Origin of the sequence: Pseudomonas parafulva (assembly GCF_002021815.1) — a bacterium.
Taxonomy (GTDB): Bacteria; Pseudomonadota; Gammaproteobacteria; order Pseudomonadales; family Pseudomonadaceae; genus Aquipseudomonas; species Aquipseudomonas parafulva_B.
Genome location: NZ_CP019952.1, coordinates 2,511,627 through 2,525,084, shown reverse-complemented (window position 1 = coordinate 2,525,084; position 13,458 = coordinate 2,511,627). Strand labels below are relative to the sequence as shown.

Here is a 13,458-nt window from a genome sequence, read left to right as displayed (position 1 = left end):
CAGTGATGGACAGGAATACACCGGCTTATGGCAATACCCTTCACCCGGTCACTCCAGGTACGCCCCAGGCCGTGACCCCGGCACCGGGCACCGCGCTTGCCGAAGTCCCGGGGCAGTTCGACTACGTCAATACCAAGGTGGTGGCGCTCAAGGCCGACCACTTGGAACGTCATCGCATCGTTGCCTACAACAAGAACTCCAGCATGAACGGGCCCATTGACCTGCTGCGTACCCAGGTGCTCAGGACCATGGAGGAAAATGGCTGGCGTACCCTGGCCATTACGTCCCCCACCCCCGAAGCGGGCAAGACAGTACTGGCTATCAACCTGGCCATGAGCATTGCCCATTACACCACCCGCACGGCCTTGCTGGTGGATTTCGACCTGCGGCGCCCCCGCGTCGGCAGAAGCCTGGGGCTACCCATGGACTGCTCGTTGAACGAGTTTCTCGATGACCAGGCGCCATTGCAGGATTGCCTGGTGAACCCGACATTGCCTCGCTTCGTCGTACTGCCGACGCGGGTGCCGGTCCCCATGTCGACTGAAGTATTGTGCTCACCCAAGGTCACCCACCTGGTCAGCGACCTGCGCAATCGCTATGCCTCGCGTATCTGCATCTTCGACTTGCCACCGCTGCTGAGCTCCGACGATGCGATCACCGTGCTGCCCACGTTCGACTGCGTGCTGTTGGTGGTGGCCAACGGCATGAACACCAAAAAAGAGATCGAGGACTGCCTGCACCATCTGGGCACGGCGAACCTGATTGGCACCGTCCTGAACAAGGCCGACGAAAAACCGCAGCCCTACTACTGAGCGCGTGCAGGGGCGCCACCACGCAGGCCCCGGCAGACGCTCAACGCCACGACATCGCAGGCCACGGGTACTGCCGCTCCCATTGCCAGGCGTGGGCCACGATCACTTCCAGCTCCGCGTGCACAGGCCGCCAACCCAGCACCTGCATGGCCTTGCTGGCATCGGCCACCAGTCGAGGCGGGTCGCCTGCGCGGCGCGGTGCATCCAGCACGGTGATGGGGCGGCCCGTCACGGTCCTGGCCGCATCAATGACCTCCTGCACCGAGAACCCTTGGCCATTGCCCAGGTTGAACACTGCACGCTCACCGCCTTCGAGCAGGTAGTCCACGGCCAGTGCATGGGCGCAGGCCAGATCAGTCACATGGACGTAATCGCGGATGCACGTGCCGTCCGGGGTGGGGTAGTCCCGGCCGAACACCGTGACTGCCTCGCGCCGGCCCGAGGCGGCCTGGAGGATTAGCGGGATCAGGTGTGTCTCCGGCTCATGGCGCTCGCCGAGCAACCCGGCCGGGTCGGCGCCTGCGGCATTGAAATAGCGCAGGCACACCGACTTGAGCCCATAGGCCCGATCGAAGTCCTCAAGAATCTGTTCCACCATCCACTTGCTCAGCCCATACGGGTTGATCGGCGACTTGGGATGGGCCTCGTCGATGGGCACGTACTGCGGATCCCCATACACAGCCGCCGTGGAGGAGAAAATCAGGCACTTGATACCTGCGTTGACCATCGCCTGCAGCAGCGACAGGGTAGCGGCGACGTTGTTCTGGTAATACTTGCCCGGTGCGCTGACCGATTCGCCGACCTGGATGAATGAGGCAAAATGAAACACCGCGTCGAACGTGCACATGCCGAACAGCACGTTTAGCGCAGCTTCATCGGCGATATCCAATCGGGCCCACTGAACGCCCGGCCCTGGCGATACCAGGTCTGCTACAACCACTGAATGCCCGGCAGCCAACAGATAGCCGACCATGTGCGAGCCAATGTAGCCCGAGCCCCCCACCACCAGGTACCTCATCCACACCTCCACGAAGCCGCTGTCGACAGACACCGTGAACCGTCCCTGGAACATGCAGGCGGGATGCTCGGCTAACAGGTGCCCTGAGCGTAGATGGCCATCTGCCCTATTTCAAGAACAGCCAATTGGACATGTAGGTGCCGTCCAGGATGATGTGATAACGCCCATCTCGGTAGCTGGCGGGCAGTGGTTTGAGCTGCGCCTGGGCATCGCGGGCGAACAGTTTCAACCCAGCAGGCGCCTTGATGCTCAGCTCGGCCTTGAGCGGCTCGACATGAAAGCGCGTGTTTTGCTCAGGCTGGGGCACCGCTCGTGTGCCCAGGGACACCAGCATGCTGCGCGACTGGCCTAGCACGACCCCGTCAAGGCTTTGCACGGCGACACTGGCGTAGGGCGTGCTTGCCTGCACCTGGACATCAGCCAACGTGATCGTGCGCCCGCCCAGCCAGCCCGTCACCGCTTGGGTGAGCGGCGTGTCGATGGTGTAGAGGCCCGACTGCCAGTTGCGCTTGAGCTCGCCGGTATCGCTCACCGACTCAGTCGCGTCTGCCGGCAGCAACGCCTGGGCAGGATCGTGCAACACGGTAGCTCCGTCAGCGATGGCAGCAGGTTTGAGCCATTGCAACTCGGGCGTGGCAGGCAAGGCGATCTGCAGCTGGCCCAGACCTACCGCCGTGCGCAGCAGCGCCGAAGTACGCGGGGTGATCTCCTGATTGAACAAGGTATCGGGGCTGGGCGCGAATACGTAGTGGGTACTGGCGGGTTGAACGTCCCCGCGCCGATACATCAGCGCCGCAGCCGGCAGGGTGGCAAGCAATGCCGGATCATTGTAGGCATGCCAGTTGTCTGCCGTGCGCCAGCCGGGGTTGAACGCCTGTTGACTGTAGGCGTACTGCAGCATGGCGTCCCAACCCTGGTGGCTGGCGGTGCCGGCGATATACAGCGGCAGGGAGTGCCGGTCAGGCAACGGGAATGGCTCGGCGTTCCATTCACTGACCGTCAACGGCTTGCCCACGACCTGGGCGGCGGCCAGCCAGTCGATCAAACCATCACTGGTCAGCGGGTTCTTCTCCAGCTGGCCGCTGGCACCGTAGCTGTGGGCATCGATGACATCACCCACCGTGAGGGCGGGCAGGGCACTCAGCCCATTGCCTCCCCAGGTGCTGGTGGTGGCGATCGGCACTCTTACCCCCAAGGCGCGCAGGTGCGCGATCATGTCGGCATTGAAGCGCTGCTCGAGGTCGTTGAGAAACAGCTTGGAGGGGCCAGGCTGCCAGGCCCGCCAGGTCAGGTCCGCAGGCAGGTCGTGCTGGCTGGCGAACGCCTTGGCAGCGGCCATGTAACGCTGACTGTGGCGGGGCACGTCCTTGTCCGGGAGCAGGGCGTTGCCGTAGTGCTGGGTGATGTCGTTCTCGTTGGTGAGCAGGATAGCCGCGATGGCGGGGTCATCTTTGTAAGCCAGCCCTGTCAGGGGATTTACATGGCCTAGGTACTGAGTGGCAAAGCGTTTCATCGCCTGCTGGATGCTGGCGTTGACGTAGGCGTAGCCCTTCAGGTCGACCCGCGCTTCGCCCTTGGCCAGTTCGCCAAAGTCATCGATACCGTCCTGGGTGGTCAGGGCGCGTTGCACGTGCAGGTCCAGCCAGATGTAGATGCCCTCGTCCTTCAGCGCCTTGATCCAGAGGTCAAGCTTGCGCATGGACTCGGCGTCCACCTGTTGGGTGTTGCGTACCAGCGTACCGTCACCAAACACATTGGGGCTCACCCAGGGCGAGTCGTGATGGTGCAGCCGTACAAGGTTGAAGCCCAGCGCCGACAGGCGTTTGGCCTGCTGGACAATCTCCTCGTCAGGGCTCTTGAACAGGGCGTAGGCCGACAGGTTGGTGCCCCAGAACCGCACGGGCGTGCTGTCCTCGAACACCAGTTGTTCACCGGACGCCTTGACGAAGCCGTGTTTGCCGGCGGGTTTTTGCTGCGCATTGAGAAACGACAGGTCCACCGGTGATGTGCGCCAGTCCAACTGGTCCAGTGGCCAGGTCTTTGGGTCCACCAGGCCGAAGCGCTCGGTTGGCGTGGGCGCCAGTGCGATGTCCCCCGTAACGTTCAGCGTGGCCTTGAGCTGTTGCTTGCCGGGGGCGATGTCGTCTTTGTAGAAGAAGGCGCGCAGCTCCGAGGGGTTGCCGCGCTCGAAGTAGACCTTGGCCAAGGGTGGGTCGAAACGCATCTCTACACGCCGGCCCTGCTCGGCACCGCCCCAGGACCACCCGCGGTTACCGGCCAGCAGTTGCGGGGCACCCATGGGCCCTGCGATCTGCGCCGGGTCGAACTGGAACACCATGCCCCCGCCTATCACATCGCGCTGGCGGCTATGGGCATCAAGGTCGAAGTCCCACGCCAGGGTTTGCGGTTGCACCTGGGTGATTGCCGCCTTGAGCTCGAAATCCAGATCCTTGTTCTGCCCCTGCAAGGTGTAGCGCGCCGGGGCATCGACGCTCAGGGCCGTCTGGAAACCCGTCCAGCTCCAGTCCTGCGCCCAGAAGTCGAACTTGGCGCTCATCACCGGCCCGCCACCCTGTGTTACCACCGGCAGGCCGTTCTGCTCATCGATGCTGACCTGCCACGCCTCGGCCTGAACGTTGATGGGCAAGGCCAGGGCGCTCAGGGCGGCCAGGCTCAGCAGGGCACGCATGGCAGACAGGGTCATGAAAGGCTCCTGGGTTGCGCAGAGGGGATGTCGTAAGCGGGCGTAGCGAGCGCGTGCTGCCGGCGGACCATGTGGGTGTAGGCCACAGCCAGTCCGGCGATGGACCAGTACACCACCGGGATGAAGGTGATGCTGCTGACGGTGAAGATGATCACCAGGATGCCGATCAATGTCGCCAGCAACACCCGGCCAAGCTGGCGACGTTCGTCATCCTTGTCGTCGAAGCTGCGCATAGCCTTGTAGAGGCCGCGCAGCACCACGGCAAAAAAGGCCACGAACAATCCAAGCCCGACCAAGCCGACGTGCAGGGCCAAATTGATGTAGGAATTGACGATATCGATGATGCCTTCTCCCTGGATCATCGACTGCATTTCGGGCGTGTTGCGAAAATCGAACGAGCCGAACAACGGATTGCGCTGAATGACGATCCAGGCATTGTCCATGAGCCGCTCGCGGTAGGTGATGTTCTCTTTTTCAAGGTTGCCAATGAACGGCAGCAGGTCCAGCACTTTATCGCCACCGGGTATCACGCCCAGCAGCGGCAGTGCGAGCACCCCCGCCGTAGCCAGCAGGGCCAGGCGCCGCACGGCACCCCTGCCCAGTGCCACGAACACCACCACGATCACCGCAGCGCCGATCCAGGGCCCGCGTGAGAGCGGCGCGAACAGACCGGCAGCCAGCAACAACGCGCCCATCCAGCGGTGCAACGGACGGCGCAGGTAACCTTGCACGAACAGGAACAGACCAATGGCGACGCTCATCACATAACCCAGCACGATGGCCTGGCCCGTGGTAACGCTGGCCCGCAGGGCCCCGCCGCGGCTCAGGTAGCCTGACAGGCTCCAGGGCACACCCATGGCGTCGATCAGGGCGCTGTACAGCAACCAGTGGCGTACGTACTCGGCGACCCCGATCAACGCCAGCAGGAAACCGACCAGCACGAAGGCCAGCATCGCGTCCTTGAAGTCGCTGACCTGGCGCAACCCACGGCTGGCCACGTAGTAGGGCAGGAACACATCGACATACAGGTACAGCGTCTGGCGTAGGGTGTCGGTGGGCGTGGTTTCGCGCAAGTAGAGCACACTCATCAACACCAGGCTCGCTGCCAGCAGTCGATCTGGCCAGGTGCGGCCGAAGCGCAGCGTGTCCGGCTGCCGACGCAGGGTCAGTGCGGCCGGTAGCAGCACGCACAGCGTCAACAGGCGGATGTGGTTGAGGTCGACCAGGTAGTTGACCACGCCGAACCCCGGTACCTGCGCCGCCGCCGGTGGGATCAGGAACAGCAGCAGGTAGAACAGCGCCATGGGGTTATGCTCACGGCGCCCGGCCAGGTACAGGATAAGCCCGCCTGCCGCCAGGTACAGCCAGAAGCTGTGGGAGACGAACGCCAGTACCGTCAGCAAAAACCACAGGTTGCGCCGGCGCTTGAAATCGCGCAGCGGGATCAGGTCGGTGGCAGGACGCCGAGCCAGCACGAATACCACGCTGGCCAGGAACAGGATGACGATCAACGCGCGAAAATGTTCAGGCATCAGCTATTTACACCTTCCTTTCGGTGGGCCACGGCTAGCATCATGGCTAATTGAAACTATAGTGACTTTTAGCCATTCAGTCAGAGATTGAACCCATGCCGTCGATTGAGGTGTCAGCCACCCCGAGCCTGCGCTCGCGGGCCTTGCGGGCGGGTTCATGGAACCTGGTCTCGCAAGTGGCTTCCCAACTGATGCGCCTGGGCGGCAACCTGATCATGGCGCGTATCCTGGTCCCGGAGATGTTCGGGGTCATGGTCATCGCCACCACGGTTTCGGTACTGCTTCACTTGCTCTCCGATGTTGGCCTGCGCCAGAACATCATCCAGAGCCACCGGGGTGACGACCCCGTTTTCCTCAACACGGCCTGGACCGTGCAGATCATTCGCGGCTTCATCCTGTTCGCCTTGACCTTGCTTCTGGCCCTGGGCGCGTGGCTGGCGCAGGTGGCTGAGCTATGGCCTGCGGACGCGACGTATGCAGCACCCGTGTTGCCGGCGGTACTGGCCATCACCGGCCTGTCTGCCGTGATCTGGGGTTTTCAGTCCACCAAGATAGACGTGGCAGTGCGAACCTTCCAACAAAAGCGCGTGGTGCTGGTCGACCTGGCGTCCCAAGTCGCGGGTCTGCTGGTAATGCTTGTGGTGGGCTACCTGACCCATTCCATCTGGGCGCTGGTCAGCGCTGGCCTGGTGTCTGCCCTGGCCTGGACGGTACTGGGCCACACTGCGCTGGAAGGCCCTGGCAACCGCCTGCACTGGGACCGCGCCGCCCTGAACGAGCTGATCGTGTTCGGGCGCTGGATCCTGCTGTCTTCGATGGTCGGGGTGCTGGCCATGTATGGTGACCGTATCTGGTTCGGTGCCAGCATGACGGCGGCGCAGCTGGGGGTGTACTCCATCGCCGTGTTGATCCTCGGTGCGGTGCAGATGGCCATTATGAAGGTGGTCGGCGCCGTGGCGCTGCCAGCGTTCAGCGAGGCAGCGCGTGCTGACGATCGCGAACGTCTGGTGGCCCTGTATCACCGTTTCCGGCTGTTGGTGGACCTGCTGGTGCTGTTCACCTGCGGGGGGTTTCTGACCGCCAGCCCGCTGCTGATTGGCTGGATGTACGACGAGCGGTACCGTGAAGCAGGGCCGATGCTCGCAATTCTCTCGCTGTCCTTCTTCACATTGCGCTATACATTGGCCCATCAGGTCTGGATCGCCTTGGGGCTGACCAAGTACCAGGCCATGGACAACATCATCCGCCTGGTGTCGTTGTGGGGGTTGCTGCCGGTACTGCTGTATTTCGGTGGGGTGGACTGGGCGATCTGGGGCGTTGCCCTGCACACGCTGCCCACACTGGTGTTGATCGTTTACGTGAACAGCAAACTGGGTATGTTCAGCCTCAAGCGCGAGCTTGCAGTGTTGCCGGCCCTTGTGGCCGGGGCGCTGTGCGGGGCTGGGCTGACCGCGTTGTTCGAGTGGATCTGAGCGCTACCTGTCGGAATTTTGTGAGGATGGCCAGGTGATCATGGGCAAGCAGAGCGTGTGTGCGTCACAGGTAGGTCGCAGGGAGTTTCTCAAGGGGTGCGCGGTGGTAGGGGCGACAGGCGCCGTGCTGGGTCCGATGACGGCGGTCGCCGGCCAAACGCTGCCACGGCACACCGCTGACACCAGCGAGGCGTTCGTGGTCATCAATGGCTGGGTATTGCCGTCCCAGTATTTCAAGAGCCCGTCGGCATGATCACCGATTTTCAGGAACACAAGACGCTGCGCGACAGCTACGACGTGTGCATCATCGGCGCCGGCCCGGCCGGCATCACGCTTGGGTTGCGCCTGGCGGCGGCTGGCTGGAGCGTGTTGCTGGCAGAGGGGGGTGGGCATGACTATGCACCTCGCTCTCAGGAGCTGTACGCCTGCACCTCCAGTGGGCTGCAACTGTATGCCGAACAGACCCGGCTGCGTTACCTGGGCGGTACTTCAAACCATTGGGCAGGCCGCTGCCGACCCTTTACCCCGTCCGATTTTTCCATCGCTCCGCCAGGCGACCTGCCAGGCTGGCCCATTGCCTACGCCGAAATCGCGCGCTACCTGCCCGCCGCCATGGACATCGTCGATTTGCCCGCCGGTGCGGACTTTCACGCCATCAACACGGGCCTGGACGGCGACGAGTTCGAACCGGACCGCTTCCTGCTCAGTACCCCAACCCGATTTGCCCAAAAGTACGCCACCGCCCTGGAACAAACCCCAGGGCTGGACGTGTTCATCAATTGCAACTGCGTAGACCTGGAATTCGACCCCGCCTCTGGTCGGCTGGCAGCGGTGCTGCTGTCAGACTACGCCGGCAACCGCCAGCGTCAGGTCGCGCGGCAGTTCATCCTCGCCGCAGGCGCCATCGAGAACGCGCGGCAACTGCTCAACAGCACCTCCCTGGCAGCGGCCGGGGTGATCAGCAAGGACGGCTTGGTGGGCCGGTGCTTCATGGAGCACCTGAACATCGACATGGGCACGTTCATCCTCAAGTCGGGGCTTGATCCCGATCCGCGCGAGTACTACACCACCGACGCCTTCATCGAGCATTTCAAGATCGGCAAGGGCAATGTGCGCGCGGCCCTGCTGGCCGATGTGCAAACCTACGGGCGTACCGCCGAGGTCAAGTACTTTTTGGAAACCTTGGCCTGTGACATGGGCGTGGCCAGCAAGGTGGCCTTCGTCGCCAGCTTCAGCTGCCCAGGCGATGGCATCATCAGCACCATGATCGAACAGTTCCCAAGCCTGCACAGCCGGATCTCCTTGCTCGACGAGAAGGATGCGCTGGGCGTGGCCAAGGTCAACGTCAACTGGGTACTCGACGAGCAGGACCGGCACACGATCAAGTGCATCGGCACCGAGCTTGCGACCCAGTGGGCCAAGCAGAACCTGGGGTTCGTCAAACTCAACGACTTCGTCTACGACACCTCGGTACCGCTCAGGCTGTCGCCGCACGCCCACCACATGGGCACCACGCGCATGGCCGCCGACGCCCGTCATGGCGTGGTGGACCGCGACTGCAAGGTGTTCGGCACCGACAACCTGTATGCAGCCGGCAGCAGCATCTTCGCCACCGGCGGTGCCTCCAACCCGACCATGCCACTGTTGCAATTCGCCGTGCGCCTGGCCGAACACCTCGATGCCCGCATGAGCGCCCAGAGGAGCGCCGCGGCGTGATCCACCCGCTTTAGGAAAAGGGGTGCGGCGGTCAGCACACACAAGAATGAGACCGGCGGCGCCCAGGGATAACTCAGGTTGCATCGATTGCGAGGCCAGGCAGCATGATGGGATGGATACGCAGAGCCGTAATGCAGTATGCCCACCGCACGGGGCGGGCACGCGGTTTGTACAAGAAGATGTGCAACCCTGCGGGGCTGGAATGGGGCGAGTACCTGGCCCGCTGGGGCGGTTTTCACTCCGTGGGCACCAACGTCTACATCAACCAGGGTTGCAACGTGACCGATCCATCGCTGGTGCGCATCGGCAACAGCGTGGGCTTGTCCGATTGCACCCTCATCGGCCATGACGGCGTCGTGCTGCTGATCGAGCACCGCTTCGGCAAGCACCTGGACTCGGTCGGCTTCATCGACATCAAGGACAACTGTTTCATCGGTCACGGCGCAATCGTCATGCCACGCGTGACCATCGGCCCGGACTCCGTCGTGGCCGCCGGGGCCGTGGTGACCAAGGACGTGCCGCCTGGCACTGTCTACGGGGGTAACCCCGCGGCCTTCATCTGCACCACCGACGCGCTGATCAAACGGGTGGAAGCCCGCTGCGAAGCCTATCCCTGGATCGACATCGTCAAGCAGCGCAAGGGCGCCTTCGACCCGCAGGTGGAGCCCATGCTGATGGCCCAGCGGCGCCAGTACTTCTTCGGGGACAGCGACAATGGCTAAGCCGGTGGATGTGATGGTGGTCAATTTCAACACGGCCGGTTTGCTGCAGCCCATGTTCGATGCCTTGCGCAGCGCCGACAGTGAGCATCTGGCGCGCTACCTGGTGGTGGACAACGCCTCGGCCGATGACTCACTTGCACGCCTGACCCAGGTCTGCCCTCAGGCAGTGGTGCTGAGCAACCCGAAGAACGTAGGGTTTGGTCGTGCCAACAACCAGTTACTGGCGCACCTGCAAGGCCAGTACGCCCTGCTGCTCAACACTGATGCTTTCATCGCCCAGGACGCGCTGCACAAAACGCTGGACTACATGCAGGCGCATCCGGAATGTGGCGTGCTCGGTGTTCGGCTCGAAGGTCGCGATGGCAGCCTGCAACCGAGCTGCCGGTATTTTCCGACGCCGCTCAACGTGTTTCTCGCCCGCACCGGGCTCGAACGCTTCGTCCCCGGCGTACAGCGCGTCGACGACATGAGCTGGGACCATGGCTCGGTGCGCGAATGCGATTGGCTGCCTGGATGTTTCTACCTGGTGCGCCGCGAAGTCCTTGACCAGGTGGGGCTGTTCGACCCCCGTTTCTTTCTGTATTACGAAGAGGTCGACCACTGCAAGCGCGTCAAGGCCGCGGGCTGGAAGGTGGTGTTTTACCCGCACACCACGGTGGTGCATATCGGCGGCGAGAGCTCCAAGTCGGTGGCCCAGCTCGAAGCCGCGAGCCGACAGATCTCCACGTATCAGATCGAAAGCGAGCTGCTGTACTTTCGCAAGCACCACGGCCGCGCGGGCCTTGCCCTGCATATGGGGCTGGTGAGCCTGGGTGACGTGATACTGGCGCTCAAGGCAATGATCAAGCGGCGCGGGCGGGAGGCCTTGAAGGCCTGCTGGCTGCATAGCCGCACCACGTGGGCATTGCTGTTCAAAACCCGCTACGCCACCCAGCCGACAAGGTAGCGCGCCATGTTCGAGAATATTCGTGCCGATCTGCGGGCCCACGGTGGCGACTGGGGAGCCCAGGGGTTCTGGGTGATGTTGGTCTACCGGTTCGGTCGCTGGCGCTATGGCGTAAAGCCTGCGCCACTGCGCAAGCTCTGTTCGCTGGTCTACAAGGTGTTGTTCAAACTGGTACAGATCCTGACCGGGGTCGAACTGCCTTGCGAGGCGTTGGTGGGTCGCAATTTCGTCATCGATCACTTCGGCGGCATCATCGTCAGCGGCTACGCCCGGTTCGGTGACGACTGTCGCATTCGCAACGGCGTGGTGGTGGGGCTCAAGCAGGTCGATCGGCCTGTGGCGCCCGTGTTCGGTAACAATGTGGACATTGGTACCGGCGCCAAGATTCTGGGCGATATACGCATTGGCAACAATGTGGTGATTGGCGCTAATGCCGTCGTGCTGGTCGATGTGCCGGACAACAGCATTGCCGTGGGCGTGCCGGCGGTGGTCAAGCCCAGGCGCAGCCCTGCGACGCAGGTGATGCCGTGAGCGCACACCTGGAGAGCATTGGCGTCGTGGTGATTGGCCGCAACGAAGGCCAGCGCCTGGCGCGCTGCCTGCGCGCGCTGGTGACCCGTGTCAATACGGTGGTGTACGTGGATTCCGGCTCCACCGATGGCTCGGTTCAGCTCGCGCATCAGTTGGGTGTACACGTCCTGGCCCTGGACTTGTGTATCCCATTCACTGCCGCCCGCGCGCGCAACGAAGGCTTCGCCAGGCTGCACCAGTTGCAGCCTGGTCTGGACATGGTGCAGTTCGTTGATGGCGACTGCGAGATCGACGCCCAGTGGCTGCCCACTGCCCACGCCTTCTTGCAACAGCACGCCGAGGTTGCGGTTGTTTGCGGGCGGCGGCGTGAGCGCTTTGCCCAGCATAGCGTCTACAACCAGTTGTGCGACCTGGAGTGGGACACCCCGGTTGGCCAAGCCGAGGCCTGTGGCGGTGACGCATTGATGCGTGCCCAGGCATTCGCCAGCGTAGGCGGCTTCCGGGCGGGGCTGATTGCCGGCGAGGAGCCGGAGCTGTGTGTACGTTTGCGAGCCGCGGGCTGGAAAATATGGCGCCTGGACGCCGAAATGACCCTGCACGATGCAGCCATGACGCGCTTCGGCCAATGGTGGCGACGCAGCATGCGCGCCGGCTACGCCTATGCCGAAGGCGCCTGGTTGCATGGTGCTGCACCCGAGCGGCACTGGGTGCGTGAGTCCCGCCGTGCCTGGGTCTGGGGGCTGGGGATCCCGCTGCTGACACTGGCGGCATGCCTGCTGTTCGGGGCAGGGGGGCTGGCGCTCTTGCTGCTGTACCCACTGCAAGTCCTGCGGTTGGCCAGGCGCGGCGGCCTGGCGCCCCGGCAACGCAGGTTGCAGGCCTTGTTTCTGGTCCTGGGCAAATTCCCAGAGGCAGTGGGGCAACTGAAATTCTGGCGCCAGCGGCTGTTGCCCGGCAAATCAGCGCTGATCGAGTACAAGTGAGATGACCCCATGATGCTTGTCCGCCTCGTGAGCAGCCTATCGACGTTGCAACCCGGTTTCACCCCGCGAGCCTTGAAGAGCAAGTACGCGCTGGCCGTGCTGATGGTGAGCCATCGCCACGCGCTCGAGCATTTCATGGGGCGCATGAGGACTGCACTGGGCCCCCAATGGCGGCAGCGCGTAGGGGACGACGCGCTGGGCATGGTGCAATGGCCCTACATCAGCAGCGGCTGGAACGTGGCCCAACGGCTCGACACCGTGGCCTCGCATTTCGAAGTGGTGACTGCTAAAGCGCCGGTGCTGCTGATCACAGGCCGCGATGAGCGCCGCGTGTTGTGCGATTTGGGGGACCATTCACCGGCCTGCAGCCTGGTGCTGGACCGGCCGATCTGGTTCAAGCGCGAAGGCGAGTTGGTCCTGAACCTGTTTCAGGGCGAGCTGCGGGTCGCGTCACTGGCCTTCACCCTGTGTAACGACGGGAACAGGTTGACGCTTTTCATCGGCGCCGTGCAAGGCATCCACAAAGGTATCGACAGTGAAACGTCCTTGGGCATCTACCGCGACCTGACCAAGCATTTCGAAGGCCTGCGCCCGCGCAGCCTGGTGCTCGAAGCGCTCAAGTGCCTGGCCCGCTCGCTCTCGGTCGATCGCATACTGGCCGTCAGCGACGGCTGCAGGCACCACCGTCATCCCTATTTTGGCGCCGACACCGCCCGTGAACTGGCAGCCGACTACGATGCTATCTGGCAGGAGCACGGCGGCCAGCCGACGCCCTGCAACGGTTTTTTCGAGCTACCCCTGGTGGCTGCACAGCGCGCCGAATCGGACATTCCCGCCAAGAAACGGGCGATGTACCGCCGCCGGCAAGCTTTGCTCGACAGTGTTTTCACGCGCATGCACAAGGCTTTGGCAGGCGCTGCCGGCAACCATGAACTACAAGAACTACAAGGGGATGCATGCGCTGGGCATGCATCGGCAGTGGACGCTCCGCCCCTGACAGAAGGCCGTACATAAGGCTTGTC

Annotated in this window: 12 protein-coding genes; 9 read left to right on the top strand and 3 right to left on the bottom strand. The window is 63.2% G+C overall.

Going from position 1 to position 13,458, the window contains the following annotated elements:
- Window positions 1-5 precede the first annotated feature (5 nt).
- Entirely contained in the window at window positions 6-812 is an 807-nt protein-coding gene (locus tag B2J77_RS11255; RefSeq protein ID WP_058604641.1) for a CpsD/CapB family tyrosine-protein kinase, read from the top strand.
- 40 nt (window positions 813-852) lie between these two features.
- Here the strand turns inward: B2J77_RS11255 and galE are convergent, their stop codons facing one another.
- The 3 genes from galE to B2J77_RS11240 form a co-directional block, all read right to left on the bottom strand.
- Window positions 853-1,830, bottom strand: coding sequence for a UDP-glucose 4-epimerase GalE (gene galE / locus B2J77_RS11250; protein ID WP_058639218.1), 978 nt, complete (start codon window positions 1,828-1,830; stop codon window positions 853-855).
- Between the two features lie 106 nt (window positions 1,831-1,936).
- Window positions 1,937-4,534: a cellulase family glycosylhydrolase gene (locus B2J77_RS11245; RefSeq protein ID WP_078478665.1), complete on the bottom strand. Its 2,598-nt coding sequence runs from the start codon at window positions 4,532-4,534 to the stop codon at window positions 1,937-1,939.
- Window positions 4,531-6,066, bottom strand: coding sequence for an O-antigen ligase family protein (locus B2J77_RS11240; RefSeq protein ID WP_058639220.1), 1,536 nt, complete (start codon window positions 6,064-6,066; stop codon window positions 4,531-4,533). Before B2J77_RS11240 ends, B2J77_RS11245 begins: the two co-directional genes overlap by 4 nt.
- Window positions 6,067-6,161: 95 nt before the next feature.
- On the opposite strand from B2J77_RS11240, the gene B2J77_RS11235 reads away from it, so the two are divergent.
- From B2J77_RS11235 to B2J77_RS11200, 8 genes are all read left to right on the top strand, one after another.
- Entirely contained in the window at window positions 6,162-7,538 is a 1,377-nt protein-coding gene (locus B2J77_RS11235; protein WP_078478664.1) for an oligosaccharide flippase family protein, read from the top strand.
- A 40-nt stretch (window positions 7,539-7,578) separates the two neighbouring features.
- On the top strand, window positions 7,579-7,791 hold the full coding sequence (locus B2J77_RS11230; RefSeq protein WP_078479425.1) for a twin-arginine translocation signal domain-containing protein: 213 nt from the start codon (window positions 7,579-7,581) through the stop codon (window positions 7,789-7,791).
- Window positions 7,788-9,254 (top strand): FAD-dependent oxidoreductase, encoded by a 1,467-nt coding sequence (locus tag B2J77_RS11225; RefSeq protein ID WP_078478663.1) that lies wholly within the window; start codon window positions 7,788-7,790, stop codon window positions 9,252-9,254. The genes B2J77_RS11230 and B2J77_RS11225 overlap by 4 nt, the downstream gene beginning before the upstream one ends.
- A gap of 104 nt (window positions 9,255-9,358) precedes the next feature.
- Window positions 9,359-9,976, top strand: a complete 618-nt coding sequence (locus B2J77_RS11220; protein WP_058639223.1) for an acyltransferase — start codon at window positions 9,359-9,361, stop codon at window positions 9,974-9,976.
- Window positions 9,969-10,922 carry a glycosyltransferase family 2 protein gene (locus tag B2J77_RS11215; RefSeq protein ID WP_058639224.1) on the top strand — a complete coding sequence of 318 codons (954 nt, stop codon included), beginning with the start codon at window positions 9,969-9,971 and terminating at the stop codon, window positions 10,920-10,922. Before B2J77_RS11220 ends, B2J77_RS11215 begins: the two co-directional genes overlap by 8 nt.
- 6 nt (window positions 10,923-10,928) lie before the next feature.
- Window positions 10,929-11,453 (top strand): serine O-acetyltransferase, encoded by a 525-nt coding sequence (locus B2J77_RS11210; protein WP_058639225.1) that lies wholly within the window; start codon window positions 10,929-10,931, stop codon window positions 11,451-11,453.
- Complete coding sequence (locus B2J77_RS11205; protein ID WP_228385141.1) at window positions 11,450-12,436, top strand: glycosyltransferase family 2 protein; 987 nt, start codon at window positions 11,450-11,452, stop codon at window positions 12,434-12,436. Before B2J77_RS11210 ends, B2J77_RS11205 begins: the two co-directional genes overlap by 4 nt.
- A gap of 9 nt (window positions 12,437-12,445) precedes the next feature.
- A complete protein-coding gene (locus B2J77_RS11200; RefSeq protein WP_078478662.1) occupies window positions 12,446-13,450 on the top strand; it encodes a DUF535 family protein in 1,005 nt (334 codons plus the stop codon).
- The last annotated feature ends 8 nt before the right edge of the window (window positions 13,451-13,458 follow it).